This is a genomic window from Streptomyces sp. NBC_01190, assembly GCF_045039895.1.
Lineage (GTDB): Bacteria > Actinomycetota > Actinomycetes > Streptomycetales > Streptomycetaceae > Actinacidiphila.
The window spans coordinates 1,514,715-1,541,391 of record NZ_CP108580.1 but is presented as its reverse complement, the minus strand read 5'-3'; the positions used below and the strand labels follow the sequence as shown (position 1 = coordinate 1,541,391).

Sequence of the window (26,677 nt, the reverse complement as noted above, 5' to 3'; positions counted from 1 at the left end):
CGGTCCGGGAGCCGGCCGGGGGAGCCTCGCCCGGCGGCTCCGGCCGGCGGCTCAGCGGAGCCGGTTGTCGCCGCGGCCCGGCGGCAGCGCCGCCGGGCCGTTGTTGCCACGGTGCCGACCGCCCGGCGCGAACCCCCGGTACTCGGTGTGCCAGGCCGAGAAGCCGCCCAACTCGACCTGTTCCTCACCGGTGCGGTCGCCCGGCAGCGTCCGGAAGAGCCGTCGGTACTCCGAGCAGAGCGCGTCGTAGATCGGGGTGCCGCTGCCTCCTGCGGAGTCCTGCGCGGTGCGCATGGACGGGATGTAGCGCTGATAGGGGGCCCGGGCGGAGGCGTCAAAGGTGTGCACGTATCTGCCAACGACGTTCCGTGCCTGCGGATGCGGGCCATCCGGCTGAATTGCCGATCTTTGACCCCGTGCGGGCCATGCCTCCCGATATAGGGGGCCCGAAGGGGCGCCCACCGCCCGCAGCGCACACAGAAGGTACCTACACAAGAAGGGGCGTGCACGGCTCACCGTGCACGCCCCTCACTGTTTCGAGCCCCGGGATGCCGGGATGCCGGGATCAAGTACCGGCGAGCGGCATCGTGGCCGCCACCAACTGGCCACGCGAGCAGGCGCGCGCCAGCGCGTCCCGCATCAGGTCCTCGCGCGGCTGCCGCCCGATCGAACCGGCCGGACCGGCGTACACGTACACCTCGTTGCTCCGGCTGCACGCCGCCCGCCAGCCGTCGCTGACCTGGAGCGGCTGATGCGCCTGCCACCACGCGGTGGCCGGCCCACCGGCCGCCCCCGGCTGGAGCACCGCGTGCAGCTTGCCCATCGCCAGCAGCACCGACCAGCCGGCCAGCGGTGTCGGCCGCACCTCCAGGTCGAGCTGCGGTACGAAGCCCTGCTCGATCAGCAGGGGCAGGAAGTCGTCGCCGCCGACGGTCGAGCCCACCCGGGAGACCGGCCCGGTCGGCTCGACCACCAGCGCCGGACAAAGGGTGTCCTCGACGATGATCAGCCCGCAGGTGATGCCGAGCACCGCCTGCCGGGGCGCGGTCTCGACCGGCGGCGGCGCGGTGTGTCCACCGTGCTCCCAGCCGCCGCCGAAGCGCTCCTGGCCCAACGAGACCGTGCGCACGGCGCCCTGCAACTGCTCCTCGGAGACCGGCACCACCTGTGACGGGATACAGGCCGCGTGGGCGAACGCCAGCACCGCCGTCTCGTCGCCGACGAAGAGCACCGTGCTGGTGGGCTCCTGGCCGGTGTCGCCGGGGGTGCGGCAGGAAGTGCAGTCGTAGGTGCCCGGCGCGTTCTCACCGGCGAGGAGTCGTTCGGTCTCCTCGTCGCCGATCTCGGCTCGTACCTCGTCACTCACGTCGAGCATGGGCGCCACGGGAGTCTCCTTGAAGTCCGGTACTGCGGTCACTGAGTGACAACGGCCGGTCTGTGGTGGGAGTCACGGTTTGTGGCGTATCTCATTCCGCCGGCCGTCGCCGTCGGTGAGAATTCCGGCAATCCGCTCACCCAGCGTCGAACGAGCGTATGAGCGAGACCAATTGTCGCTGTGAGGTAACTCACTGTCAGAACCCGGAGTATGCGGACATCACATGATATGTGCATGGTGAGAAGCGCCATTCTCTTGATCCTTACTGCTGGTAACAACCAACTGGCCTGCGGCGAAAGAGAATTGTTTGCCCCTTGGCGCCGGCGCTGCCTAGATTCGCCCGCCGTGTGCAGAGTGCACCGCCCGGGTTCGGACGGGTGCCGCCTCGTGAGGGAGGCGACGCCCGTTCTTGATGCGTGAACGGGGACCCCCGGGTCCGTGGAGAGGGAATCCATGGGTTTGAGCTGCAAGTACCGGCAGACCGCACTGCTCACCGGGGTCGCCGTCCTCGCACCGCTGGCCGTGCTGGCCACCGCGGGCGGGGCATCGGCGGCGGACAGCGCCGTGTGGGACCGCATCGCCCGGTGCGAAAGCGGGGGCAATTGGCACATCAACACAGGCAACGGGTACTACGGCGGGCTCCAGTTCTCCGCCGGCACCTGGCGGGCCTACGGCGGCGGTGCGTACGCCTCGACCGCCGACCGTGCCTCCCGCGAGCAGCAGATCGCCATAGCGACAAAGGTGCAGCACGCCAGTGGTTGGGGCGCCTGGCCGGTGTGCGCCCGCAAGGCCGGCGCCTATGGCTCGGCGCCGGCTGCTTCGAGCCGACCGAGTCATTCCAGCAAGCCGGCCGCCGTCAAGCCGTCGAAGAGCTCGAAGTCCGGGAAGCCGGGCACGTCTTCGACGTCGACCGGGTCCGCCACGCACCGCACGCACCGGTCGAAGACCGGCGTGTCCGCCGAGCGGACGACGGTGCGGCCCGCCAAGCGGCGGCACACCACGGCGTCCCGGCACATCTCCTCGTCCGCCAAGGCCCACCCGGCCACGCCGCGCCCCGCGTCGGCCGGCGCGGTGCGTGGCACGGGCGTCCGCGCGCCGCTCCCGCTGCCGGCCTGGTGGCCCAACTGGTACGCGGTGGCGGGGTGATCCCCCGACGCGACGCGACCGATTGATCGATATGACCATATGACCGTGTGGCGATCAGTTGGATCGTGTGCCCGGCCCGGGTGTGGTCCACCCGGGTGGGGCACACGCCGCGTCGGGCCGCGTTTCCCCGGGACCCGGGCGGGGACGTGCTTAGCGTGGCCCGATGATCGAACCATCGAACTATCGCCAAGGCGACACTGTCGGTGATCGGCCCGTGCAAGACCGTACGACCGGCGGCCGGACGATCGGTGTGCGTGCCGCCGCCACCCTCGCCTCGCTGGGGGCGGCCGTGCTCCTCCCGCTCGCCGCGTCCGCCGCGCAGGCGACCACCCCGCAGCGGGCCCCCACCCGGGACGCGTCGGCATGGGACGACGTCGCGAGGTGCGAGAGCGGCGGCGACTGGCACACCAACACCGGCAACGGCTACTTCGGCGGCCTTCAGTTCCGGCAGAGCACCTGGGAGGCGTTCGGCGGCCTGAAATACGCCCGCCGCGCCGACCTGGCCACCCCGCAGGAGCAGATCACGGTCGCCCAGGCCGTACTACGGTCGCAGGGCCGGAGCGCCTGGCCCGTCTGCGCCGGCCGGGCGGACCTCTCCGGCGCCTCGGGATCCGGCCAGACCGCTCAGTCCGGCCAGACCTCCCAGCCCGCGCAGCCCGCCCCGACCTCCCGACCCGCCGGACCGTCCCAACCATCCGACCCGCCCGGCCTTCCCGACCGCGCGGACTCCTCCGACTCCTCCGACCCGACTGGTGGCACCCAGCAGACCGACCAGGCCGGGCGCGACGTCCACACCGTGCGGGCGGGGGAGACGCTCGACGGCATCGCGCGCGACCTCGGCATCGACGGGGGATGGCCCCGGCTGTACAAGATGAACAAGGAGCTGATCGGCCCGGACCCGGACCTGGTGATCACCGGAGCGGTGCTCACCATCTCCTGACCGAACCCGCTCGCGCCTCGGGACGCCCCTGAAATATGGTGGGCACGTTAAATCTCGATGAACGACGCGTGGTTGCCGGGGTCGGCGGCCTGCCCGCCGACCCTTGGCCCGCTCGGTGACCCGGCACCCGTCCGACGAGGGGTCCGGCACCGCGATGCGCATATCGTTCCTGCTCAACAACGCCTACGGCATTGGTGGCACCATCCGTACCACCTGCAATCTGGCGGCGCGGCTCGCCGTCGAGCACGAGGTCGAGATCGTCTCGGTGTTCCGGGACCGCGCCGATCCGCATTTCGCATACGATCCGCGGATCCGGCTCAGCCATCTCGCCGACCTGCGGCCGGACGCTCCGAAGAGCGTCCACGACGATCCGCGCGGCCGGCGCCCTTCGGCCGTCTTCCCGGCCGCCGACCGGCGGCACGCCGTGTACAGCGCCCTCACCGACGAGCTGATAGGGGGCTGGCTGGCCGCGCTGGACACCGAGGTCGTGGTCGGCACCCGGCCAGGACTCAATGTGCACCTCGCCCGGCAGGCGCCGCGCCGGCTGGTCCGGGTCGCCCAGGAGCACCTGACCCTCGACACCCACTCCACCCGGCTGGTGCTGACCCTGCGGCGCCACTACCCCCGGTTGGACGCGGTGACCACCACCACCGAGGCCGACGCGGCCGTCTACCGCCGCCGGATGCCCGGGGTCCGGGTCACCGCGGTGCCGAACAGCGTGCCGCCCGCCACCACCGCGCCCTCCGACTGCACCGCCCCGGTGGTGGTCGCCGCCGGACGGCTCGCCCCGGCCAAGCGCTTCGACGACCTGATCCGCGCCTTCGCCATCGTCAGGGCCGGCCGACCCGACTGGTCCCTGCGGCTCTACGGCAGCGGTGACCAGCGGGCCGGGCTCGCCGCGCTGATCGGCGAACTCGGTCTCGGCGACCACGTCCGGCTGATGGGCCCGGTCGCCCCGCTGGAGCCCGAACTCGCCAAGGGTTCGCTGCTCGCGGTCACCTCCACCACCGAGTCCTTCGGTATGACCATCGTCGAGGGGATGCGGGCCGGCCTGCCGGTCGTCGCGACCGACTGCCCACTCGGCCCGCGGGAGATCATCAGGGACGGCGAGACCGGGCTGCTGGTGCCGCCGCGCGATGTCCCCGCCATCGCCGCCGCGCTGCTCTCCCTGATCGAGGACGACGGCACCCGCCGGGCCATGGGCCGCGCCGCGCTCGCGTCCGCCGCGCGGTACGACCCGGCGCCGATCGCCGACCGCCATCTCGACCTCTTCCGGTCGCTGCTGGCCGAGCGGGCCCGCGGCGGGCACCAGGTCAGGGCGACCTTGCGGGCCGGCGTGGGCCGGGGGCTCGGCGCCTTCCTCTCCGCGACGGACAGCGCGGGCGCGGCGGCGCGCAGGGCCCGGCGCGCGGCCGCCCCGGCGGACACCGGCTGAACTCGCTCATATTGGTCCGACCGCGCTCATCAGCGCCCAATCCGACCGGGCGATCAGCGCGCGCCCAGGCCGTACACAGGAGAAATCGCGGAGAATCTGTGCGGGAGTTGTGTGCGGGAGAATTCGCCGCTGACGGATTTTCCGGGCGCTCCCGCTGATGGCCGCATACGGTGGCTCTATGGAGTCGCATGCGAACTTTTCCGCCGATGATCCGCAGGACGACCTGGACGCGTATCGGGGCCTTGGGCAGCGCGAGGCCGAGGACCGGGCCCGGGAGCGGGGCTGGACCACGGTCCGCTCGCTGCCGCCCGGTGCGGTGGTGACCATGGAGTACGTGGTCGGCCGGCTCAACTTCACGGTGGACGGCGGCCGGGTGACCCGGACGTGGCTCGGCTGAGCGGCGGCGCGGAGCTGTGACGTGAGCGGCTGACGTGACCGGCTGACGCGGACGGCGACGCCGTCGGCCCGGACCCGTGACGCCGGGCCGGCGCGGTGCGACGGCGGAGCGGGGCGCTGGAGGGGACATGTCCCTCCAGCGATCGCTGTGGTTCAGGTGCTGCGGGTGGTGCGGGTTCGGTCGGGTCCGGCCGGACCCGCCGCGGCCGGCCTCAGCCAGCCGCGGCGGCCTCAGCCGACGGTGCCCCGGCCGCCGCGTCCCGGCTGGTGCAGGAGCGGAGCCGGGGCCCGGGGCGGCCGGTCGGCCGGCGGCCTGCGGCTGCCGGCCGGGGTGAGCGGGGTCCGCTCGTTGCGGCCGGTCGGCGGACGCCCCGGCGCGTAGGGGTTGTTCGCGGCGCCGTTCTGGCCGCCGGCCGCCGGCGTGCCCCCGAGCGGGATCCCCGCGCTCGGTACGCCCCCGGTTCGCGCGCCACCGGCCGGCGGCGCGGCGGACTGCGGGGTGACCGGCTGTTGGACGGTCGATGCCGTGGCCGGTGCCGTGACCGGTGTCGCGGGCAGTGCCGTGGCCGGCGCCACGCCCGCCGGTGACACGCCGGCCGGCACCGCACCTGACGGCGACGCACCGGCCTGAGCGCCGGTCACCGGCGGCTGCCCGGCGGACGCCTGGACCACGGCGCCGCCGAGACTGCCCGCGCCGACGGGCTCGCGGCTCGGTTCCTCGATCTCCGGGAACCGCGGGCCCACCATCGGCGGACCGGCCGGCGGATCGGCCGCCGCGGCGCGCCCGCGGGCCCGCCACCGCGCCCAGGCACCGACCAGAAGCTCCTCGGCACGGGCCATCGCCGGCTCGAACCAGGGCAGCGCCAGCAGGATCAGCAGTCCCGCGGCCCAGCCGAGCAGGACGTCGCTGACCCAGTGCGTACCGAGGTAGACGGTGGTGGCACCGACGCCGAGAGCCAGCAGCGCGCTGATGACCGAGCCCAGCCGCTGAGCCCGCTGAGTCGTCGCCAGGTAGGCCAGCACGCCCCAGGTCACCACCGCGTTGGCGGTGTGTCCGGACGGAAATATATCCCCGCCGGCGAACATCTCCGCGGAGCCGACGGTCGTCGCGTAATGCGGGCCGAGCCGTCCGAGGCCGTATTTCACGGCGCCCACGGTGACGTTGAGCAAGAGAAGGGAGGTGCCGAGTACGAGCAGCGGATGCAGGGTGCGGTGGCGCCATGAACGCCAGCCGAGCCATGCGAGCACCATCACCGCCGTGGGACCACGCTGACCGAGCACCACGAAATAGTCCAAAAATGCGTGGATCTGCGGCCATTGTTTGTAGGGACGCCAGAGCATGACCTGCCAGTCGAGCGTCACCAGTTTGGATGTGGTCCAAACGCCCACGACGATGGCCACGTAGACCGCGAGCGTCAAGCCGAACAACCACACGCGTGTTCGGCTCATCCGCGGCAGGTCCCGTTTGGTCGGGTGCTCCGCCAGGCGGTGGAGCGTCTCATCGGTACGCACTCAATCGACGTTACAGCGTGTGACGGCACAGAACGGCGCTGCGGCCCGCTTTGTAATGACGATGTGATGTGGAGTGGGTCTCGTCAGCCCTTTGGCGGTACGCGTTTGGGGCGAATGCGGGAACCTTCTGGAGTTTATGTTCGGGTGTTGATACTCACATCGGCGTCTTCTTATTTATCGCTTATTTCCCCGCACTTTCTCCGCCGTTTCCCCGCCGATAGCCGGACCGCCGGGGGTCGGCGGCGGCCGGCCGCCGGCTCCACCGGGTCCGGACCGGGGTCAACTGTGGCCGGAGAGCGACCGGACGGTGTCCCGGCGGTGTCGGCCGGGTGGCCGGTCCTGGCCCGCGGACGGCGCGCCGCGGCGCCCCGGGCAGGTGGGAGGGTCGGAATGGATGCTTCCGGTTCGCGTACGCTGTCGAACCACTCGCTCCTGGAGGTGGGCCTATGGCACGCCCGGTCAGCCGGTGGACCGTCCTGGTCGTGCTGTGCGCCAGCCTGTTGATCGTCGCGCTGGACGCGACCGTTCTCCAGGTGGCCGTGCCCGCCATCACCGAGGACCTCCGCCCGGGTGGGCAGGCGCTGCTCTGGATCGTCGACGCGTACCCGCTCGTCGCCGCCTCCCTGTTGATCCTCTTCGGCACCCTGGGAGACCGTATCGGTCGGCGCCGGGTGCTCCTCATGGGGTACGCCCTCTTCGGTGCCGCGTCCGCCGTCGGCGCCTTCGCGCCCGGCCCCCATGTGCTGATCGCGGCCCGCGCGCTGCTCGGCGCCGGCGGCGCCATGATCATGCCCGCCACCTTGTCGATTCTCCGGCAGGTCTTCCCCGACCGGCGCGAGCGGGCGATGGCGATCGGGCTGTGGAGCGCGGTGGCCGCCGTCGGCGCGGCGATCGGCCCGGTGCTCGGCGGCTTCCTGGTCGAACACTTCTGGTGGGGCTCGGTCTTCCTCGTCAACATCCCGCTGATGGCCCTGATGCTGCCGCTCGGCCGGCTGCTGCTGCCGGAGTCCCGCGGTGCGTGCGAAGGACCCTGGGACGTCCTCGGCGCGGTGACCGCCGCCGCCGGCATCCTCGGCGTGGTCTTCGGGGTCAAGCGGCTCGGCGTCGGCGCCGGCCCGCTGGACGCCTCGGTGTATCTGCCGCTGCTGGCCGGGGCGACCGCCCTGGTGCTCTTCGTACGCCGCCAGCGCCGCCGGGCGCATCCGCTGGTCGACGTGCGGATGTTCGCGCGGGCGGCTTTCTCCACCTCGGTGGGCTGCATCGTGCTGGCCATGCTCGCGCTGGTCGGGCTGGAACTGATCGCCGTGCAGTACCTCCAACTGGTACTCGGGCTCAGCCCGATGCAGACCGGTCTGCGGCTGCTGCCGCTCACCTTCGCGGCGATGGCGGCCGGCCTGGTCGGCGCCCGCCTGCTCCAGCGCTTCGGGCCGCGCCGGATGGTCTGCGCCGGCTTCCTGGCCACCGCGCTCGCCGTGCTCGGACTGACCGCGATGGGGCAGACCGACCGTCCCGTGCTGCTCACGGCCGGCTTCGTGCTGCTCGGCCTGGGCCTGGAGACCACGCTGTTCGGCGCCTATGAGTCGATGCTGAGCGAGGCCCCGGCGCATCAGGCGGGCGGCGCGGCGGCGATCGGCGAGACCGCGTACCAACTCGGCGCGGGCATGGGCATCGCGCTGCTCGGCAGTGTGATGAACCTCGTCTACGCGCCGCACGCCGCCGGGGTGAGCGGCGCCGACACGACGGCCGCCGGTCAGTCGCTCGGTGAGGCGTACGACGTGGCCGACCGGCTCGGCGGCGGTTCCGGGGCCGCGCTCCGGCAGGCCGCACGTCACTCTTTCGTGCAAGGCATGCATCTGACGCTGGTGGTCAGCGCCGCGTTGCTGGTCGGCGGTGCGTGCGCGGCGCTGCGGCTGCCGATGGTGATGGAGTGCGCGCCGCTGGACGGCGCGGCGGACCCGGCGGAAGGCGCGGGGGCGTTGGCGGGGGCCGCCGGGGGCGAGCGGGGCAGCGGGACGGCCTCGGCGGACAAGGCGGCCGGGGATCAGGACCGGTCCACGGGCCGGCCGCCCACCGGGCCCGTACGCTCTGGACGCACGCGGGAGTGAGCCGTAACGTCGGCGCCGAGCCGTTGATTACCGCTGCTAGTTTTCGGGCCGGAGGTCCAGTCATGTCCGCCACACCCGGTACACCCGGCGCACCCGCGGCGCGCGCCGCCAGGCCGCCCTTCGACCCGTACGACCCGCTGGACCTGGACGACCTGCTCACCGCCGAGGACCTGGCGATCCGCGACACCGTACGGAACTGGGCCGCAGACCGGGTGCTGCCGCACATCGCCGACTGGTACGAGCGCGGTGAACTGTCGCCCATCCGCGAACTCGCCCGTGAGCTCGGCGCCATCGGCGCGCTCGGCATGCCGCTGACCGGCTACGGCTGCGCGGGCGCCTCGGCCGTGCAGTACGGCCTGGCCTGCCTGGAACTGGAGGCCGCCGACTCCGGTATCCGCTCGCTGGTCTCGGTCCAGGGCTCGCTGGCGATGTACGCCATCCACCGCTACGGATCGGCCGAGCAGAAGGAGCGCTGGCTGCCGTCGATGGCGGCCGGCGAGGTGATCGGCTGCTTCGGGCTGACCGAGCCAGACCACGGCTCCGACCCGGCCGGCATGCGCACCCACGCCAAGCGCGAGGGCGCCGACTGGGTGCTCAACGGGCGCAAGATGTGGATCACCAACGGCTCGGTGGCCGGCGTCGCGGTGGTGTGGGCCGGGACGGACGAAGGCGTCCGCGGTTTCCTGGTCCCGGCCGGCACCCCTGGTTTCGCGGCGCCGGAGATCCACCACAAGTGGAGCCTGCGCGCCTCCGTCACCAGCGAACTGGTCCTCGACGACGTCCGGCTGCCCGCCGACGCGGTGCTTCCCGAGGTCAGCGGCCTGCGCGGCCCGTTGAGCTGCCTCAACCACGCGCGCTACGGCATCGTGTGGGGCGCGATGGGCGCGGCCCGCGCCTGCTTCGAGGCGGCGCTGGAATACGCCAAGGGCCGCGAGCAGTTCGGCCGGGCCATCGCCGGCTTCCAGCTCACCCAGGCCAAACTCGCCGATATGGCGGTCGAACTGCACAAGGGGATCCTGCTCGCCCACCATCTCGGGCGGCGGATGGACGCGGGGCGGCTGCGCCCGGAGCAGGTCAGCTTCGGCAAGCTCAACAACGTCCGCGAGGCGATCGGGATCTGCCGCACCGCCCGCACCGTCCTGGGCGCCAACGGGATCTCGCTGGAGTACCCGGTGATGCGGCACGCGACCAATCTGGAGTCCGTGCTCACCTATGAGGGCACGGTCGAGATGCACCAGCTCGTCCTGGGCAAGGCACTCACCGGACTCGACGCGTTCCGCGGCTGAAGCGCCGCCACGCCGCCGTCCGGCGAGAGACCTCGCCGTCAGGACTGATTGAAGAAGCGGTCGCCGCCGTGCCGGCTGTCGGCGTTCATGACCGAGTAGTCGACCGGGGTCAGCAGGAAGACCCGGGTGGCGACCCGCTCGATGGAGCCGCGCAGGCCGAAGGTGAGGCCGGCCGCGAAGTCGACCACGCGCTTGGCGTCGGCCGGCTCCATGCCGGTGAGGTTGACGATCACCGGTACGCCGTCCCGGAAGAGCTCACCGATGCCGCGTGCGTCCCGGAAGCTGTCCGGGGTGACCGTGGCGATCCGGTGGCCCTGCTCCTCGGCCGACTCGCTCGCCACCCGCACCCGCGGGTCGGTCACCCAGGTGTCGGCACGCTCGGAGCCCTCGCCGTAGTCGGCGTACTCCTCGTCGTAGTAACCCTCGCCGCCGTTGTCGTCGACGAGGCCCAGCCAGGCGCTCGCCCGTCGTACCGAACCCATGGACGCCTCCTCTCTCACACGCAGTCGTACCGTCCGCTGTTCCTATGGTCGTCCATGATGCGGAGGATGTGCCAAGCGGATTGCCGCCATGCAGGCGACTTGTGACGGTACTGGCACACACGATAGTGGCGCATCGTCAAGCCGCGGCAGGGGTAAGCGAGGTGACCGTTCGATGGGAACTTCCTCCACGGGCGGGTGAATACGAGGGCCGTACGGCCCTACCTGCCCCGAGAACGCAGGCCTATAACCTGACCGCCGCTCGAAGTGACGAGGTCAGCGGGGTTATCCGGACGTTTGTGATCATCAGCTCATCTCGACCGGGCCGATCGGAGGCCGCGGCGGCGGCCGGTCCTGACTGAGGCTCAGTCCGCGTTCGTGTCTACGCCGGACGACGGCCGACGGCGTACCGCGGTCCCCGCGCCCGGGTGTCGGCGGTCCCCGCCCGGGTGCCGGCGGTCGGTGTGCCGTGCGGTGGCTCAGATGTGCCGTGGGGTGGCTGGGGCGCGTTGGGCGGATGGGTTTCGATCCTAAGTGCCTCTTGTGTGTTTCCTGTGCGGCCTGAATACTCCCTTGAGTACCCGTCAGGCGCACAAGGCGTTCGGTTATCGGTATGGGTATGACAGTCCACCGACAAGTGCGCCGGTCTCATCCCCCCTCCCGCCCCTCCACCCCCACAGGAGGAACGAGTGAAGTCCACCCGCCGCATACAGTTGATCGCGATCACCTCCGGAATGATCGCCGCGACCGCCTTCGCCCTGCCGGCCGCCAGCGCGGCGCCCACCGCCAAGGCCACCCCGGAGGCCGCCGCGTCGGTGGCCGCCCAGCTCGGCGCCGACGCCACAGCCGGCACCTACTACGACAGCGCGAGCAAAACCACGGTCGTCAACGTCACCACCCGGGCCGCGGCCGACGCCGTCCGCAGTGCCGGCGCCACCCCTCGCCTCGTCAGCCACAGCGCCGCCCAGCTCACCCAGGCCGGCGTCGCCGCCAAGACCGCCGACATCGCGGGTTCCGCCTGGTCGGTCGACCCGCGTTCCAACACCCTTGAGATCAACGTCGACAGCCGGGTCACCGCCACCCAGCTCGCCCGGCTCCGGCAGTCGACCGCGAGCTTCGGTGACGCGGTCCACGTCACCCGGGTCTCCGGCACCTTCAGCAAGCTGCTCTCCGGCGGCGACGCCGTACAGACCACCCAGTGGCGCTGCTCGGTCGGCTTCAACGTCCGCAGCGGCAGCACGTACTACTTCCTGACCGCCGGCCACTGCACCGAGGGCCTGCCGGCGTACTACACCACCTCAGGCACGTACATCGGCCCCACGGTCGCCAGCAGCTTCCCCGGCAACGACTACGGCATCGTCCGCTACGACTCCACCGTCGCCCACGACGGCACCGTCGGCTCCCAGGACATCACCAGCGCGGCGAACGCCTTCGTCGGTGAGGCCGTCAAGCGGCGCGGCTCCACCACCGGTATCCACAGCGGAACGGTCCAGGCGCTCAACTCCACCGTCAACTACGGCGGCGGGGACGTCGTCTCCGGTCTGATCAAGACCAATGTGTGTGCCGAGCCCGGCGACAGCGGCGGCTCCCTGTACGACGGCGCGAAGGCCATCGGCCTGACCTCCGGCGGCAGCGGCAACTGCTCGTCCGGCGGTACCACGTACTTCCAGCCGGTGACCGAGGCGCTCAGCGCGTACGGCGTCAGCGTCTTCTGATCTGGTTTCTGACCCGGTTGCTGATCCGGTCTCTGAGCCGGTGACCGCCGGTGCCCCCGCCGCGCGCAGGTCCGCGGCGGGGGCAGCGGTGTGTCCGGGGGTTCCGCAGGCGTGGCCGCTGCCCGGTCTGACCGGTCGGCCTGGTCTGCCCGGTCCGCCCGGTCGCGTTTCCGTGCCGGCTGTCAGTCGACCGGGCCGCTCGCGCTTCCGTGCGCACTGCCCCAGCCGTACGCCCGGTTCGCCCGCAGTCTGATGACCAGCCGGCGATCCGCGACCATCGCCGCCCGGTACTCGTCCCAGTCCGGGTGCTCGCCCCCGATCCGGCGGTAGACGTCGATCAGCTCCTCCACCGTCGCGTCATGCGGGTCCGCGGCCGGCGGGGTGACCTCGGCGTCGCCCTCCGCGACCAGATAGGCGCCGAGGTCAGGGGTGGAGACGTAGAAGCTGGCGCGCGGATCCCGGCGCAGGTTGCGGGTCTTGGCCCGGTCGTCGGTCGCCGAGATGCGGATGGTCCTGGTGGCCTCGTCGTAGGTGTACGACACGTTGGAGAGCTGCGGCCTGCCGTCCCTCTTGAGAGTGACGAGCACTCCGGTGCTGCGCTCCTTGAGAAGTTCGAACAGCGGGCTGGTGGGGGACGGCTGACTCATGGTCGCTCCGGAGTCCTCTCGGTGGTACGACGGCGGTACGGCAGCGCTGTCACAGCGGATGACACGGGCGTTCCCACTGTGTGGAGAGGGCAACGCGGCTCGCACACCTCTTGTTCCGCGCCGCGCCCAAGGCGCTCTGCCGGCTTGGTTTTTCACCCGTTCGGCGGGTGCGGCGCGACTTTTTACCCGCACGTAACTAGGCACCTCTTCCTACTCGCGCGTAACTTGTGATGAGCCCCCGTCATAGTGATCCGGATCACAGGGCGTGTGCCGTCGACACGTTCGTCCCGACCCGCGAGGAGATCACATGAGGCTGCCCTGGAAACGGCTTGTGGCCACGTTCTCACTGGCCACGGCGCTGGCGATCGCCCCCGCCGCCGTCGCCGGCGCCAACTCCGCACCGACCAGCGGCTGGAACGACTTCTCCTGCCACCCCTCGGCCCAGCACCCCCGCGCGGTCGTGCTCGTACACGGCACCTTCGCCAACGGCACCGACAACTGGCTCGACTTCGCGCCCTACCTGGTCGCCCGCGGCTACTGCGTCTTCTCCTTCGACTACGGCATGCTGCCCGGTGAGTCGCTGATCGGCGGCCTGGGACCGATCGCCGACTCGGCGCGGCAGCTCTCGGACTTCACCGACCGGGTGCTCGCCGCCACCCACACCGCCAAGGTCGACATCGTCGGACACTCCCAGGGCGGCATGATGCCGCGCTACTACCTGAAGTTCCTCGGCGGCGCGGCCAAGGTGAACGCCCTGGTCGCGCTGGCCCCCGACAACCACGGCACGACCCTGGACGGACTGACCGCGATCCTGCCCTACTTCCCGGGAGCCGCCGACTTCCTGCGGTCCAACCTCCCCGGACTCACCGACCAGGTGGCCGGCTCCGCCTTCCAGCAGCAGCTCAACGCCGGCGGCGACACGGTGCCCGGCGTGCACTACACGGTGATCTCGACCGTCTATGACGAGGTGGTCACCCCTTATACGACCCAGGCGCTGTCCGGTCCCGACGTCCACAACGTGGTGCTGCAGAACCTCTGCCCGGCGGATCTGTCCGAACACGTCGCCATCGGCCTGACCGACCACATCGCCTTCCACGAGGCGGCGAACGCGCTCGACCCCGCGCACGCCAGCCCCACCACCTGCCTGTCGGTGTTCGGTTAGCCCCGGCCCCGGACGCCCCAGCCGGTCCCAGGCGGCTCCCGGTCGTACTCGCTGACGGATCCCCGGGCCCGACGGCCGATTGTCGGTGGTGGATGGCAGGCTTGCGCCATGAACACCGAGAGTGACGACCGTCGGTTCTGGGACGCGGCGGCCGACCGGTTCGACGAGGCAGCCGACCACGGTCTGCGTGACCCGGGGGTCCGGGCTGCGTGGGCGGCCCGGCTGCGGACCTGGCTGCCCGCCGGGCCGTCCGACGTGCTCGATCTGGGCTGCGGCACCGGAAGCCTGGCGCTGCTCGCGACCGAGCAGGGGCACCGGGTGGTCGGCGTCGACAGGTCGCCGCCCATGGTGCGGCTGGCCCGGGAAAAGCTGTTCGGCACCGGTGCGCGGGTGCTCGTCGGTGACGCCTCCCGGGCACCGGTCGCGGCGGACGCCTTTGACACCGTGCTGGTCCGCCATGTGCTGTGGTCGCTGCCGGATCCGGCGGCCGCGCTGCGGGACTGGACCCGATTGCTCAGGCCCGGCGGCCGGCTGGTGCTGGTCGAAGGCCGCTGGGGCAGCTCCCAGCCGGTCGGGATCACCGCCGACCTCCTCGCTGAGCTCGCCGCGCCGCTCGGCGGCTCGATCCGGATCGAACAGCTCGGCCACGACACGGCGTTGTGGGGCCGTCCGGTCGACGACGAGCGGTACGCGGCCGTGGTCCGGCCCACGCTGACCACCCGGGGTATCGGCGCGGGGACCGGTACCGACGCGGACACGGGCCCGGGCGGAGGAAGCGGCACCGGCACCGTGGCGGGTGCGGGCCCGGGCTCCGACATCGGCTCCGGTGCCGAGGCGGGCCCACGCCCGGACCCCGGCGCCGGCGTCCGCGCCCGCCGACATACCGAGATCGTCGACGTCCACCTCCTGCTGCTGCGCGGCGAGGAGGTCCTGCTCTCCCGCCGGGCCGGCACCGGCTACGCGGACGGACTGCTGCACGCCCCCTCCGGACATGTCGAGGCCGGCGAGGACGTCAGGAGCGCCATGATCCGTGAGGCGCGGGAGGAGATCGGTGTCGAGTTGGCGCCGGACGATCTGGAGGCGGTGCTGGTGATGCAGCACGCCGCCCCGGACGGCGACGCCAGGATCGGCTGGTTCTTCCTGTCGCGCCTGTCGGCCGACGCCCGCCCGGTCAACCGGGAGCCCGACAAGTGCTCGGAGATCGGCTGGTACCTCCTGGCCGCGCTGCCCGACGACATGGTGGCGTACTGCAGGGCGGGTCTGGCCGGCTGGCTCGCCGGGCAGCGCTTTCTGCTGCACCGGCACGAGCCCGGGGACTCCATCGCCTACGATCCGGCCGGACCGGGGCGAGCGGTGCCACTGGCCCCGGCGGCTGTGCCAGGATCGCTCATATGAGCCTGAAGATCGTCATCGATCAGACCGCGGCCGCCGCCCCGTACGAGCAGCTCCGCGGCCGGATCGCGGAGGAGGCCCGGGCCGGCCGGCTCCCCGTCGGCTACAAGCTGCCCACCGTAAGGGGCCTCGCGGAAGAGCTGGGCCTCGCACCCAACACCGTCGCCAAGGCGTATCGCGCGCTGGAGACGGATGGGGTGATCGAGACCCGGGGCCGCCACGGCACGTTCATCGCGGCAGGGGACAGCGGTGCCCGGGAGGCCGCCGCCGCGGCGACGGCGTATGTGGAGCGGACCCGCCGCCTCGGTCTGGACCGGGCGGCGGCCGGCGCCGCGATCGAGGAGGCGCTGCGCGCCGCCTACGGCGACTGAGCCCTTGCCCGGCCGCCTGGCCGCCCAGCCAGGTACCGGCGAGTCGGGCGCTTCCCCGGGGGGTCGCCCGCCGTTTTGCTTACTTCCGCAGGTCGCGGGCATGCGTGACGTAGTCCCGCCCTCCGGCGCCCGGACGCGAAGGGCTGCGGCGGAACGCCGGGAGACACCAGGGGACACCGAGGGGACACACCCAGGGACGCTACCGACCAAGGACAGGGAAGAGGCTGGTGATGAACCGTGTCGAACGCCGCTGACCGCCCGCGCCGCGTCAATGTCGACCGCGATGGACCGATTCTGATCGAGGGTCCGGTGGAGATCGTCGCTGCCGACGGTTCGGTCGCCTCCTCCGACCGATTCGTCGTGGCCCTGTGCACCTGCCGTCGCAGCCGTTCCTATCCGTGGTGCGACACCAGTCACCGGGCCCACAAGCGGCCGTCCGCCGAGCGGCACGCGCCCCAGGCGTCCCACGCGCCCCAGCCCTCCGAGGTGTCCCAGGCGCCTGAGGCAACCGACGCGCCCAGGAACGGGGCACCCGGGAACGAGGCATCCCAGGACGAGGCGAGCCCGTCGAGTGATCCGGGGGTAGGCCATGACGGCGACCATCACTGACCGGCGCCGCACCGGACCGGCCCTCCCCGCGCCCCGCGGGCCGCTGTCGGCCGGCCTCATCGCCGCGCTCACCGCACCGCACCTGCCCCCGCCGGACCCGCGGGCGGCCACGGTCGCGGACCCGTACGGCGACGATCTGCAACTCGCCCTCTACCTGCTCTACGAACTCCACTACCGCGGTTTCGCCGGGGTGGACGACGAGCGGGAGTGGGATCCGCGGCTCCTCGGGCTGCGCGGAGCGCTCGAAGACCGCTTCCTCGGGGCGCTGCGGGCCGATGTGCCCGCCGGCCGGGGCAGCGAGGAGGCCCTCGCGGAACTGCTGGTGGAGTCCGGCGGCCACGAAGGAAGCATGACGCACTACCTCGCGCGCCACGGCGAGCTGTGGCAGCTACGGGAGTACGCCGTTCTGCGTTCTCCCTACCATCTGAAAGAAGCCGACCCCCACGTCTGGGTGATCCCCCGGCTGCGCGGCCGTGCCAAGGCCGCCATGGTCGCGATCGAGTACGACGAGTTCGGCGCCGGCCGCGCGCCGGACATGCACGCCCAGCTCTTCGCGGATCTCATGACCGACCTGGGCCTCGACCCCGCGTACGGCCACTACCTCGATGTCGCGCCCGCCGCCGCGCTCGCCACGGTCAATGTGATGACGCTGTTCGCGCTGCGGCGGGCGCTGCGCGGCATGCTGGTCGGCCACTTCGCGTGCGTCGAGGTCACCTCGTCGCCCGGTTCGCGCCGCCTCGCCGAGGCCATGCGGCGCGCCGGGGCCGGGCCGGCGGCGGTGCGCTTCTACGCCGAGCATGTGGAGGCCGACGCCGTACACGAACAGGTGGTGAGGCACGAGGTGATCGGCGGCCTGCTCGCCGACGAGCCGCACCTGGACGCCGATGTCGCCTTCGGCGCCGACGCCACGGTGTTCCTCGAGGACCGGCTGGCGGCCCACGTGCTCCGTACCTGGCCGGACGGCGGTAGCGCCCTCCGCCCGGGCCCGGAACTCTAGGAGGGGCGGGCCGCCCGCCGTCCGCTCAGCGGGATCCGCTCACAGATACAGGCCCTCCGCGGGCTGGGCGGGCGCCGGCAGGATGGGCCGGTGGCCGCGGCGCATGGCGTACAGCTCGGCGAGGGTGGCGCCGTCACGGCCGATGCCCTCGCTGGTGCCCAGCCAGTCGACCGCCTCGGGCCGGGTCAGCGGGCCGACCTCGATCCGCGCCAGGCAGCGCCCGGGGCGTACCACCGCCGGATGCAGCCGCTCCAGATCCTCGTTGGTGGTGATGCCGACGAGCACATTGCGGCCCTGGCCGAGCAGTCCGTCGGTGAGGTTCAGCAGCCGGGACAGCGCCTGCCCGGTCTGGTGCTTGGCCTGGCCCCTGATCAGCTCGTCGCAGTCCTCGAGGAGCAGCAGCCGCCAGCGGCCACCGGTCGCGTCGTCCTCACCGATGGCGATGGACATCAGATAACCGACGTCGTTGAAGAGGCGCTCGGGGTCGAGTACGCAGTCCACCTGGCACCAGTCGCGCCAGGCGCGGGCCAGGGTGCGCAGCGCGGAGGTCTTGCCGGTGCCGGGCGGGCCGTGCAGGAGCAGCAGCCGTCCGGCCACGTCGTCGGCGGTGAGCTTCATCAGCCCGTCCATCGCGTCGGCGACCGGCGCGGTGTAGTTGACCCGCAGTTCCTCCCAGGTGGCGGCGGCGATCCGCCGGGTGGTGCGGTGCGGGCCGCGGCTCGGCACGATGTACCAGAAGCCCATCGTCACGTCGTCGGGCTGCGGTTCCGGCTCGTCCTCGGCGTCCGCCACCGAGGACTTCAGCACTTCCTCGGCGAGTTCATCGGTGACCGCGGCCACGGTGACGTCGGCGCCGCGGTTCCAGCGGGAGATGAGGACGGTCCAGCCCTCGCCCTCGGCCAGGGTCGCGCTCCGGTCCTTGTCGCGTGCCTGGCGCAGGATGACGGCGTCCGGCGGCAGCAGGGTCAGGCCCGACTTGACGTTTTCCACCGAGGCCCCGCGGGCGAACGGCTGCTGACCGGAGGTGAAGCGGCCGAGGAAGAGGGCGTCCACGACGTCCGACGGCGAGTCACTGTCGTCCAGCCGCAAGTGAATGGGCAGCGCTTGGTGCGGCGCCGCGGCGGACCCGGTGTCGCTCTTTTCCGGCTTGTCCTGCTGCTCCGGCTGCTGCGGCTCTGTGGGCTTCCGCTCCTTCTGGGGCTTCAGGACCCTGCCGGTCTTCTCGGGCCCCTGGGCCTTCGCGGGCCTGGCGGCCTTCTTGGGCTTCGCCGCGTTCGTGGACTTACCGGCTCCGGTGGACGGCACTTGCCTCCTCGGTTCACGGGGGGTGGCGGACATGCGGCCCATGATCCGCCCTCCCGGGCCGTTCCGCCCAGTGCTTTTCGTCACGGGCCCGGCGAATCCACCGGTGGCGTCACCCGGTTGGCGGAACGTGCGCGGTCAAACGGACGTCCGAAACCTCCGTATCGACCGGGGATCGGTGTTCGCGCCCGGTACCCACGACGTCGGGCCGCTTCACCAGCGGAGGTCATCACCGGACCAACCCCCTTCATCAGAAGGCGAATCGGGCTTTCCGGAGGAACGGCGGATGCGCACGTGACGTGGCGGGGCGATAGGGTTAATCTGCCCGAGCCGGGTGCCCTCGACAGGGTGGGGAGAGTCATGGAACAGATAGCGATGCACAGCAGGCCGAGAGTGCCTGCCATCAACTGCGGTACCAGCGCGTCGAGTGCGCGGCTGGATCGGCACCTGGCGATATTGGCCGGGCCCGCCGCACCGCAGCGCGACACCGACGACGCGACCGTGCTCATGCGCGAGCTGACCTCGCGCGACAGCGTGCACACCGGTAACAGCCGGGGCGCCCGCGTATCGCTCTTCGCACCGCTGCGACGGCTGCGCAGATCGCTGTTCGGAAACCGGAGTTGACCCCGGTCACGGCGCCCCCGCGGTAGCCCTTCAGCTCTCTCCCGGACTCGGCTCATCTCCCGGACCGTCCCGACGGCCACACCGTCCCGGCTCGGCGCCGCCCAAAGCGGTGCTTCGGTGTGTGCCCGTCGAGGCCGCCTTCCCCAGCGGTTGTCCCGGTCTGTCCCCGTTTGCTCTCCTGCTGCGCGCTCGCGGGCTCTCCCCGGCCCTCGGCCCCGGGCTCACAGCAGGGTGAACTGACCATCCGGCCCCTCTTCGTGATGGGTCAGCACGGACGCGGGTCCGCGCCGTGCCGCCGGCACCGGCAGAATCCCCGCCGCCCGCAACTCCGCGACCTGGCCGGCCGTCCGTCCGTGCTCGGACCGCTCCCGCGCCGCCAGTCGCTCCGCGAAGCCGGCGAGTTCCCGGCGCAGTCCGGCCAGCAGCGTCAGCCGGCTGATCAGCTCCAGCAGTTCCGAAGTGGTGGCGCGGGTCCAGGCGGCCGGCCGCAACCCTTCGAGCGAACCCGGTTCGCCCGGCGCGGTGCGCCGTTCGTACCACTGCTCGAGCGCCCCTACCCCGCCGCCCGTCAGCTCCCATGCGTCGGGAGACACCGGCGAGATCAGGCCGTCGCCGATCCGCAGCGCCGACTCATCCGGGTCGTACGACAGCTCGCCGGGGCCCGGCGCGGCCGGCAACGGAGCCCGTACGTAGGGACGGGCGCCCCCCGGCAGCCGCAGCCGTTCGGGGTCGCGGCCGGCCGCCGGATCGGCGTACCGGGCGCCCCCGGTGTGCAGCCACACCGATCCCCGGCCCAGCGCCAGACCTTCGCGCCAGGTCGCGCCGTCGCGGGGGAGCGGCACCGAGGCGCCGCCAGGGCCCGGGCGGGCCGCCGCCGCGATCCACGCCAGCACATCCTCGGCGGAGACCTCCGTGTCCAGCTCGGCGGCAAGCCACTCGGTCAGGCCTGGCGCCAGGTTGGGCTCGACGCCGCCCGGACGCCGGAAGGCCGGCCGGATCCGCGACGGCTTCCCGGCGGGCGAACGGCCGTCCGGCAGCAGCGCGGAGAACTCCACCGCCGGCTCCGCCGCCTCCGGCAGATACCCCTGCTCGATCACGAACACCTGGTGATCGTCGGCGACCCGCCACAACTCCGGCCGGGCCACGTCGATCAGCCGGTGATCGGGTATCAGCCACTGCTGGTCGAAGGGCCCGTGCTGGACCCGTACCGGCTCCGGGCAGGGGCCGTCCTCACGGGCCAGCGCGGTGGTCGGAGTGCGGTGACCCGGCAACTGCGCGACCGCTGTGTAGAGCCCCCTGGCCCGGCTGGGGCGCAGCAGCGCGGCCCGGGCGACGGCGTCCGGCTCGCCGGTGAGCAGCGCCCAGCGGGCCCGCAGACAGGCGGCGTCCGGAGCCAGCGGCCAGCCGCGGCCGATCCGCAGCGGGCGCACGGACCAGGGCATCAGATCATGCAGTGCGGGCGCGTCGCTCACCGTACGCATGCTACTGACGCTCCTCAGGGTGCCTCCACGGTCACGGCGAAGGAGAACCGGTCCCCCCGATAGTGGATCCGCACCACGTCCACCGCCTCGCCCGAGTCGTCGTAGGTCACCCCGGTGTAGTGCAGGATCGGGCTGAGCAGCGGTATGCGCAGCAGCTCCGCCGTCTCCGGGTCGGCCAGCCGTGCCTGCACGGTGTCGGTGATCCGGCTTATCCGCACCCCCAGCACATCACGCAGCACCTTCGTCATCGGCCAGCGCTCCAGGTCGTGGAGGTCCAGCCGCGCCGCCAGCTCGGGCCGGAGGTGGTTCTCCGCCCAGTTGGTCGGCTCTCCCGAGTCGTCGCAGCGCAGCCGCCGGTAGGCGACCGTCTCGCGCAGGCCCGGGAAGTGCTCGGCGAGTTCCGGCGGCAGCGGCACCGGGCCGTGCCGGAGCACGCTGGTGCGCCCGCCGGACTGCTGGGCCACGATCGCGTCCACCGACCCGAGCAGCTTCACCGGCGCGCCCCGCAGCGCCGTGGGTTCGATGAAGGTGCCGCGTCTTCGGTGCCGGCTGATCAGGCCCTCCTCTTCCAGTTCCTTGAGGGCCTGCCGCATGGTCACCACGCTCACGCCGTAGTGCGCGGCCAGCCCGTCCTCCGTGGGCAGGCGCAGCGGGGCTTCGGCCGGCCGGCCCAGTATCGAGGCCCGCAGCGACTGGGAGACCTGATACCACAGCGGCAGCTTGCCGGTGAGGACGAGGGAGTCAGGAGCGAAGACGGTCACGGGCGGAAGTTTCTCTCAATCCCCTCCCAGACACGGTCGTACCCCTGCTGGCGATGCCCCGCGCTCAGCGCGCTCTCGGTCACCAGTACCGGCCAGCGGGTCTCGAACATGAACGCCAGGCCGTCATCGACCCGTTGCGGGACGAGCTCGGCGCCGCTCGCCCGGTCAAAGGTGGTCCGGTCCGGGCCGTGCGCGGACATCATGTTGTGCAGCGAGGCGCCGCCCGGCACGAATCCCGCCGCCTTCGCGTCATAGGCCCCCTCGATCAGGCCCATGAACTCCGACATCACATTGCGGTGGAAGTACGGCGGCCGGAAGGTGTCCTCGCCGACCAGCCAGCGCGGCGCGAACACCACGAAGTCGACGCCGGCCAGTCCGGGCGTGTCGGACGGCGAGGTCAGCACCGTGAAGATGGACGGGTCCGGATGGTCGTAACTGATGGATCCCAGCACGTTGAAGCGCCGCAGATCGTAGACATACGGCACATGGTTGCCGTGCCAGGCCACCACGTCCAGCGGCGAGTGGTCGTAGTCGGCGGCCCACAGATTGCCGCCGAACTTGTTGACCACCTGGGTGGTCCCGTCTCTCCCGTGGCCGTCGTCCTCGAAGAAGGCGACCGGAGCCATGAAGTCCCGGGCGTTGGCCAGACCATTGGCGCCGATGGGACCGAGCTCGGGCAGTTCGAAGGGCCGGCCGTAGTTCTCGCAGACATACCCCCGGGCGGACTCCTCCAGCAGCTCGACCCGGAAGCGCATCCCACGTGGGACCAGGGCGATATGGCCTGGTTCGGCGCGCAGCAGACCCAGCTCGGTCCGCAGCAGCAGGGCGCCCTGCTGGGGAACGATCAGGAACTCGCCGTCCGCCGACGAGAAGACCCGGGCGTCCATCGAACGGTTGGCGGCATACCAGTGGATACCGATGCCGTCACGGCGCAGCACGTCTCCGTTGCCGCCGATGGTGACAAGCCCCTGGAGGAAGTCGGTCGGCTCTTCCGGCAGTGGCTGCGGACCCCAGCGCAGCCGGTTGGGGTCGGGCTCCACATCGTGGAACGGCGCGCTGCGGAGCGCCCCGTTGGCGATGCGGCGGAAGGGTGGGTGAGCCGCCGACGGCCGGATCCGATAGAGCCAGCTTCGGCGATTGTGGGCCCGGGGCTCCGTGAACGCGGTACCGCTCAACTGCTCGGCGTACAGCCCGAGGGGGGCCCGCTGCGGTGCGTTCCGCCCCAGGGGGAGGGCCCCTGCCACGGCCTCGCTGCTGTGCTCGTTGCCGAACCCGGGCGAATAGCCGAGATCCTTGCTGTCGTCGCTTCGGCTGCCTTCGCCGACCGTGTCCGAGTGACCGGTGATCTGACTGACCTGGGTGGTCTGTGTGACGTCCATCGTGCGCTCCCCGCGTTCGCTCTCCGTGCAGCCGTGGTTCTGATTCCTCTGCTTGAGCATAGGAATCAGGAAGGGGGGACGGCAACCATCCGTTCGCGGCCTGTGGAAAACTCGCGGCGGTCCTCGGCCGGCCGCTTCGGGGACATGCGTACCGGCGGTAAATTCGTCGTCGGGTGCCGTCCACCGTCTTGTCCCGGAGCTGGGACGGCGGTCGGCGACGAATGGGGGAGCGGGCCGTGTCGCCCACCGACAACGACGAGAGCGGACTTCGGCGGGCGCCGGTGCAGCGGCGCAGCACCGAACGTCTGGAGCGGATCCTCGACGCGTGCGCGCGCGAGTTGGACGAGGGCGGCTACGGGCGGCTGAGCACGCGGGCGGTCGCGGCGCGTGCGGGCGTGCCGATCGGCTCGGTCTACCGCTTCTTCGCCGACAAGCGGGCCATGGCCGACGCGCTCGCCCACCGCAATCTCGACGAGTTCCTGGACCGGGCCGCCACCCGGCTGGCCGGCCCTGACCTCGGATCGGACTGGCGGACGGCGGTGGACGTGCTGGTGGACGAGTACACCGCGATGAAGCGGACGGCCGCGGGGTTCGCGCTGGTGGATTTCGGGATTCCCGGCGAGACCAACCACGATCTCGCCGACCGGCTGCCGGCGCTGCTCGGCGACCGAATCGCCGTCGACCCCGCCGACGCCCGGCTGCGGCTGGCGCTGGTCGTCGCGGTCGAGGCGGCCGACGCCGCGCTCCAACTGGCCTTCCGGAACGACTCGTCGGGTGACGCGGCCGTGATCGCCGAGACCAAGCGGCTGCTCCGGGCCTACCTCGCGACGGTTCTCGACTGAGCGCGGCGGCTCGTCGCCGATCGGCCGACCAGGGCCGACTCGACCCAACCGGGGCCGGCCGGACTCGACTTGCTCGGGCAAAAGTTATCCACAGGCGGGAGAGCGGATCCCGACGCGATGTCGGCGTGCGGGGCTACTGTCGTTCTCAGTCCCGGCGGGTTGCGCTCACCGGCGCATCACCGCCATGCGAGCGCCCGCCGGATCGGCACCGTCAGAAACCGGATCGGCACCGTCAGAAAAGGGGGAAACACCGATGTCCCGTACCGCTCTGCGTATCTGTCCGCTCTGCGAGGCCACCTGCGGCCTCACCTTGACCATCGACGGCAGCCGGGTCACCCATGCCCGCGGCGACGGTGACGATGTCTTCAGCGCGGGCTTCATCTGTCCAAAGGGAGCCTCTTTCGGAGCCCTGGACGCCGATCCGGACCGGCTGCGCCGCCCACTGGTGCGACGTGCGGGAAGACTGGTCGAGACCGGGTGGGAGGAGGCGTTCGCCGCGGTGGCCGCCGGAATCGGGGCCGTCACCGGCGCCCACGGCGGTGAGGCGGTCGGTGTCTTTCTCGGCAATCCCAATGTCCATACGGTGGCCGGGGGCCTCTACCCGGTCCAACTGGTCGGCGCGTTGGGCACGCGCAGCCTCTTCACCGCCAGCACGCTCGACCAGATGCCCAAGCACGTCTCGTGCGGTCATATGTACGGCGATCCCAACGCCATCCCGGTGCCGGACCTGGACCGCACCGACCACCTCGTGCTGATCGGCGCCAATCCGCTGGTGTCCAACGGCAGCCTGGCCACCGCCGCCGACTTTCCCGGCAAGCTCAAGGCGCTGCGACGGCGGGGCGGCCGGCTGGTCGTGGTCGACCCGCACCGCACCAGGACCGCCCGCGCCGCCGACCGGCATGTGGCACCCCGCCCCGGCACCGACGCGGCGCTGCTCTTCGCCATGGTCCATGTGCTCTTCGCCGAGAAACTGACGGCGCCCGGCGAACCGGCTGCACACCTGAGTGGAATCGAGGAGGTCAGCGCGCTGGCCGCGGACTTCCCGCCCGAGCTGGTCGCCCCCTACTGCGATGTGTCGGCTGAGGAGATCCGCACCCTCGCCCGTGAACTGGCCGCGGCGGAAAAGGCGGTCGTCTACGGCCGGCTGGGCAGCACCGCGGTGGAGTTCGGCACCCTGGCGAGCTGGCTGGTGGACGTGCTCAACGCGCTGACCGGCAATCTGGACCGTCCCGGCGGCGCGATGTTCCCGCTCGCCGCCACCGCGCGGGCGCCCCGGCCGCCGGGCCCCGGCCGGGGGTTCACCGTCGGCCGCCGGCGCAGCCGCGTCTCGGGTCATCCCGAGGTGAAGGGCGAACTGCCGGCGGCCGCCCTCGCCGAGGAGATCGACACCCCGGGCGAGGGCAGGCTGCGCGCGCTGATCGTGGTGGCAGGCAACCCCGTGCTGTCGGCGCCCGACGGACTGCGCCTTGACCGCGCACTGGCCGGCCTCGACTTCATGATCAGCGTCGACCCCTACCTCAACGAGACCTCGCGCCACGCCCACGTGGTCCTGCCGCCGCCCCCGCCGGCCCAGAGCGCGCATTACGACTTCGCCTTCTCCACCCTCGCGGTGCGCAACACGGTCCGCTACAGCCCGCCCGCAGTGCCGCTGGAGGAGGACCGGATGGCGGAGCCGGAGATCCTGGCCCGGCTGGTGCTCGCCGTCCTCGGTCAAGGCGGCCCGGACGCGGACCCCGCGCTGGTCGACGACCAGGCGATCGGGCACCGGCTCGGCCGCGAGACCGAGGACCCGCACTCGCAGGTCCACGGCCGCGACGCCGCCGAGTTGGCCGCCGCGCTCACCGGAGGGACGGGATACGAACGGCGGCTCGATCTCCAGTTGCGGCTCGGCCCCTACGGCGACGGGTTCGGCGCCGAGCCGGACGGCCTCACCCTGGACCGGGTCCTCGGCCATCCGCACGGGATAGACCTGGGCCCACTGCGGCCGCGGCTCCCAGAAGTGCTGCGCACGCCGTCCGGCCTGGTGGAGCTGGCCCCGGCGCCGATCGCGGCGGACGTCCCCCGGCTGCGGGCCGCGGTGGCCGGCGGCGCGGAAGGACCGGAGCTGGTGCTGATCGGCCGCCGCCATCTGCGGTCCAACAACAGTTGGATGCACAACGTCCCGGCCCTCACCGGCGGAAGCAACCGCTGCACGGCCCAACTCCACCCGGCGGACGCCGCCAGACTCGGCCTGGCCGACGGCGACCTCGCCACGATCAAGGGCGACGGCGGTGAGATCACCGCGCCCGTCGAGATAACCGACAACCTGCGCCGGGGCGTGGTCTGCCTGCCGCACGGCTGGGGCCACGACCGGGAGGGCACACGGCTGACCGCCGCTGCCCGGGAGCCGGGGGCCAACGTCAACCAGCTCCTTGACGGCAGCAGGCTGGACCCGCTCTCCGGGACCGCTGTGCTCAACGGCTTCCCGGTCCGGATGGAACCGGCGGGCCCGGGCCCGGCGGATGTCCTGCCCCTGGCCACCAAAAACTAACGGCGCTAGTTTGGGCGTCGGACGCAGCGTTGAGAGCCGGTCGAGACCAGAGGAGTACGGCAGCGTGGACGGCACAGCGGCAGAAACAGGGGCTTTGGCCGGGACCGGGCCGCAAGCGGCGTCGGAGCGGACAGCGGCCGCGGCGGCAGCGGCGGGGCCGGGAAGGGGCTCGGCCGCAGCGCCCGAAGCCG

General features: G+C 72.1%; 23 protein-coding genes and 1 pseudogene. 15 read left to right on the top strand and 9 right to left on the bottom strand.

The features are described from left to right. Positions 1-51: 51 nt before the first annotated feature. Complete coding sequence (locus OG519_RS06540; protein ID WP_405579847.1) at positions 52-348, bottom strand: hypothetical protein; 297 nt, start codon at positions 346-348, stop codon at positions 52-54. Positions 349-565: 217 nt separating this feature from the next. Beyond that, a complete protein-coding gene (locus tag OG519_RS06535; RefSeq protein WP_405579845.1) occupies positions 566-1,384 on the bottom strand; it encodes a hypothetical protein in 819 nt (272 codons plus the stop codon). Between the two features lie 444 nt (positions 1,385-1,828). On the opposite strand from OG519_RS06535, the gene OG519_RS06530 reads away from it, so the two are divergent. The 4 genes from OG519_RS06530 to OG519_RS06515 all read left to right on the top strand — a co-directional run bounded on the left by OG519_RS06530 (position 1,829) and on the right by OG519_RS06515 (position 5,293). After that, positions 1,829-2,521, top strand: coding sequence for a transglycosylase family protein (locus OG519_RS06530; protein ID WP_405579842.1), 693 nt, complete (start codon positions 1,829-1,831; stop codon positions 2,519-2,521). A 214-nt stretch (positions 2,522-2,735) separates the two neighbouring features. Beyond that, entirely contained in the window at positions 2,736-3,461 is a 726-nt protein-coding gene (locus OG519_RS06525; protein WP_405579839.1) for a transglycosylase family protein, read from the top strand. Between the two features lie 154 nt (positions 3,462-3,615). After that, positions 3,616-4,896, top strand: a complete 1,281-nt coding sequence (locus tag OG519_RS06520) for a glycosyltransferase family 4 protein (RefSeq protein WP_405579836.1) — start codon at positions 3,616-3,618, stop codon at positions 4,894-4,896. A gap of 178 nt (positions 4,897-5,074) precedes the next feature. Beyond that, entirely contained in the window at positions 5,075-5,293 is a 219-nt protein-coding gene (locus OG519_RS06515; RefSeq protein ID WP_405579833.1) for an I78 family peptidase inhibitor, read from the top strand. 437 nt (positions 5,294-5,730) lie between these two features. Here the strand turns inward: OG519_RS06515 and OG519_RS06510 are convergent. Next, positions 5,731-6,804, bottom strand: a pseudogene (locus OG519_RS06510) (phosphatase PAP2 family protein); the annotation flags it as partial. Positions 6,805-7,250: 446 nt separating this feature from the next. Between OG519_RS06510 and OG519_RS06505 the strand changes: the two are divergent. Continuing rightward, positions 7,251-8,909, top strand: a complete 1,659-nt coding sequence (locus OG519_RS06505) for an MFS transporter (RefSeq protein WP_405579830.1) — start codon at positions 7,251-7,253, stop codon at positions 8,907-8,909. Between the two features lie 62 nt (positions 8,910-8,971). Then, a complete protein-coding gene (locus tag OG519_RS06500; RefSeq protein WP_405579827.1) occupies positions 8,972-10,195 on the top strand; it encodes an acyl-CoA dehydrogenase family protein in 1,224 nt (407 codons plus the stop codon). 38 nt (positions 10,196-10,233) lie between these two features. Here OG519_RS06500 and OG519_RS06495 read toward each other — a convergent pair whose 3' ends face one another. Then, positions 10,234-10,677 (bottom strand): cell division protein SepF, encoded by a 444-nt coding sequence (locus tag OG519_RS06495; protein ID WP_405579824.1) that lies wholly within the window; start codon positions 10,675-10,677, stop codon positions 10,234-10,236. A gap of 686 nt (positions 10,678-11,363) precedes the next feature. On the opposite strand from OG519_RS06495, the gene OG519_RS06490 reads away from it, so the two are divergent. Next, the gene (locus OG519_RS06490) at positions 11,364-12,389 is read left to right on the top strand and encodes a S1 family peptidase (protein WP_405579822.1); all 1,026 of its coding nucleotides are present in this window, start codon (positions 11,364-11,366) and stop codon (positions 12,387-12,389) included. A 182-nt stretch (positions 12,390-12,571) separates the two neighbouring features. Here the strand turns inward: OG519_RS06490 and OG519_RS06485 are convergent, their stop codons facing one another. After that, entirely contained in the window at positions 12,572-13,036 is a 465-nt protein-coding gene (locus OG519_RS06485) for a PPOX class F420-dependent oxidoreductase (protein ID WP_405579819.1), read from the bottom strand. Positions 13,037-13,343: 307 nt separating this feature from the next. Here OG519_RS06485 and OG519_RS06480 point away from each other — a divergent pair, with 307 nt between their 5' ends. The 5 genes from OG519_RS06480 (at position 13,344) to OG519_RS06460 (ending at position 17,567) form a co-directional block, all read left to right on the top strand. Continuing rightward, positions 13,344-14,198 (top strand): esterase/lipase family protein, encoded by an 855-nt coding sequence (locus OG519_RS06480; RefSeq protein ID WP_405579816.1) that lies wholly within the window; start codon positions 13,344-13,346, stop codon positions 14,196-14,198. A 108-nt stretch (positions 14,199-14,306) separates the two neighbouring features. Beyond that, a complete protein-coding gene (locus OG519_RS06475) occupies positions 14,307-15,593 on the top strand; it encodes a methyltransferase domain-containing protein (protein WP_405579815.1) in 1,287 nt (428 codons plus the stop codon). Beyond that, the gene (locus OG519_RS06470) at positions 15,590-15,961 is read left to right on the top strand and encodes a GntR family transcriptional regulator (RefSeq protein ID WP_405579812.1); all 372 of its coding nucleotides are present in this window, start codon (positions 15,590-15,592) and stop codon (positions 15,959-15,961) included. The genes OG519_RS06475 and OG519_RS06470 overlap by 4 nt, the downstream gene beginning before the upstream one ends. Before the next feature lie 237 nt (positions 15,962-16,198). Next, positions 16,199-16,570, top strand: a complete 372-nt coding sequence (locus OG519_RS06465) for a CDGSH iron-sulfur domain-containing protein (protein WP_405579809.1) — start codon at positions 16,199-16,201, stop codon at positions 16,568-16,570. Further along, complete coding sequence (locus tag OG519_RS06460; RefSeq protein WP_405579807.1) at positions 16,551-17,567, top strand: iron-containing redox enzyme family protein; 1,017 nt, start codon at positions 16,551-16,553, stop codon at positions 17,565-17,567. Before OG519_RS06465 ends, OG519_RS06460 begins: the two co-directional genes overlap by 20 nt. Positions 17,568-17,606: 39 nt before the next feature. Here the strand turns inward: OG519_RS06460 and OG519_RS06455 are convergent, their stop codons facing one another. Then, positions 17,607-18,905, bottom strand: coding sequence for a DUF5925 domain-containing protein (locus OG519_RS06455; RefSeq protein WP_405579805.1), 1,299 nt, complete (start codon positions 18,903-18,905; stop codon positions 17,607-17,609). A 324-nt stretch (positions 18,906-19,229) separates the two neighbouring features. Here OG519_RS06455 and OG519_RS06450 point away from each other — a divergent pair, with 324 nt between their 5' ends. Next, complete coding sequence (locus OG519_RS06450) at positions 19,230-19,493, top strand: hypothetical protein (protein ID WP_405579803.1); 264 nt, start codon at positions 19,230-19,232, stop codon at positions 19,491-19,493. 221 nt (positions 19,494-19,714) lie between these two features. Here the strand turns inward: OG519_RS06450 and OG519_RS06445 are convergent, their stop codons facing one another. From OG519_RS06445 to hmgA, 3 genes are read right to left on the bottom strand one after another with little or no spacing between them, the layout of a single operon-like run. After that, positions 19,715-20,974 (bottom strand): type ISP restriction/modification enzyme, encoded by a 1,260-nt coding sequence (locus OG519_RS06445; protein ID WP_405579801.1) that lies wholly within the window; start codon positions 20,972-20,974, stop codon positions 19,715-19,717. Between the two features lie 14 nt (positions 20,975-20,988). Continuing rightward, positions 20,989-21,735, bottom strand: a complete 747-nt coding sequence (locus tag OG519_RS06440) for a GntR family transcriptional regulator (RefSeq protein ID WP_405579798.1) — start codon at positions 21,733-21,735, stop codon at positions 20,989-20,991. Next, entirely contained in the window at positions 21,732-23,114 is a 1,383-nt protein-coding gene (hmgA, locus tag OG519_RS06435; RefSeq protein WP_405579795.1) for a homogentisate 1,2-dioxygenase, read from the bottom strand. The genes OG519_RS06440 and hmgA overlap by 4 nt, the downstream gene beginning before the upstream one ends. Positions 23,115-23,350: 236 nt before the next feature. On the opposite strand from hmgA, the gene OG519_RS06430 reads away from it, so the two are divergent. Both OG519_RS06430 and OG519_RS06425 read left to right on the top strand, forming a co-directional pair. Then, positions 23,351-23,956 (top strand): TetR family transcriptional regulator, encoded by a 606-nt coding sequence (locus OG519_RS06430; protein ID WP_405579792.1) that lies wholly within the window; start codon positions 23,351-23,353, stop codon positions 23,954-23,956. 253 nt (positions 23,957-24,209) lie between these two features. Further along, positions 24,210-26,486 carry a molybdopterin oxidoreductase family protein gene (locus tag OG519_RS06425; protein WP_405579789.1) on the top strand — a complete coding sequence of 759 codons (2,277 nt, stop codon included), beginning with the start codon at positions 24,210-24,212 and terminating at the stop codon, positions 26,484-26,486. Positions 26,487-26,677 lie beyond the last annotated feature (191 nt).

What these genes read in the sequence shown, in the direction of transcription:
- OG519_RS06450 (WP_405579803.1), top strand. Translation starts at nt 19,230, where the DNA reads ATGGAACAGATAGCGATGCACAGCAGGCCGAGAGTGCCTGCCATCAAC.
- hmgA (WP_405579795.1), bottom strand. Translation starts at nt 23,114, where the DNA reads ATGGACGTCACACAGACCACCCAGGTCAGTCAGATCACCGGTCACTCG.
- OG519_RS06445 (WP_405579801.1), bottom strand. Translation starts at nt 20,974, where the DNA reads ATGCGTACGGTGAGCGACGCGCCCGCACTGCATGATCTGATGCCCTGG.
- OG519_RS06485 (WP_405579819.1), bottom strand. Translation starts at nt 13,036, where the DNA reads ATGAGTCAGCCGTCCCCCACCAGCCCGCTGTTCGAACTTCTCAAGGAG.
- OG519_RS06425 (WP_405579789.1), top strand. Translation starts at nt 24,210, where the DNA reads ATGTCCCGTACCGCTCTGCGTATCTGTCCGCTCTGCGAGGCCACCTGC.
- OG519_RS06495 (WP_405579824.1), bottom strand. Translation starts at nt 10,677, where the DNA reads ATGGGTTCGGTACGACGGGCGAGCGCCTGGCTGGGCCTCGTCGACGAC.
- OG519_RS06530 (WP_405579842.1), top strand. Translation starts at nt 1,829, where the DNA reads ATGGGTTTGAGCTGCAAGTACCGGCAGACCGCACTGCTCACCGGGGTC.
- OG519_RS06460 (WP_405579807.1), top strand. Translation starts at nt 16,551, where the DNA reads ATGACGGCGACCATCACTGACCGGCGCCGCACCGGACCGGCCCTCCCC.
- OG519_RS06475 (WP_405579815.1), top strand. Translation starts at nt 14,307, where the DNA reads ATGAACACCGAGAGTGACGACCGTCGGTTCTGGGACGCGGCGGCCGAC.
- OG519_RS06480 (WP_405579816.1), top strand. Translation starts at nt 13,344, where the DNA reads ATGAGGCTGCCCTGGAAACGGCTTGTGGCCACGTTCTCACTGGCCACG.
- OG519_RS06500 (WP_405579827.1), top strand. Translation starts at nt 8,972, where the DNA reads ATGTCCGCCACACCCGGTACACCCGGCGCACCCGCGGCGCGCGCCGCC.
- OG519_RS06470 (WP_405579812.1), top strand. Translation starts at nt 15,590, where the DNA reads ATGAGCCTGAAGATCGTCATCGATCAGACCGCGGCCGCCGCCCCGTAC.
- OG519_RS06505 (WP_405579830.1), top strand. Translation starts at nt 7,251, where the DNA reads ATGGCACGCCCGGTCAGCCGGTGGACCGTCCTGGTCGTGCTGTGCGCC.
- OG519_RS06515 (WP_405579833.1), top strand. Translation starts at nt 5,075, where the DNA reads ATGGAGTCGCATGCGAACTTTTCCGCCGATGATCCGCAGGACGACCTG.
- OG519_RS06520 (WP_405579836.1), top strand. Translation starts at nt 3,616, where the DNA reads ATGCGCATATCGTTCCTGCTCAACAACGCCTACGGCATTGGTGGCACC.
- OG519_RS06455 (WP_405579805.1), bottom strand. Translation starts at nt 18,905, where the DNA reads ATGTCCGCCACCCCCCGTGAACCGAGGAGGCAAGTGCCGTCCACCGGA.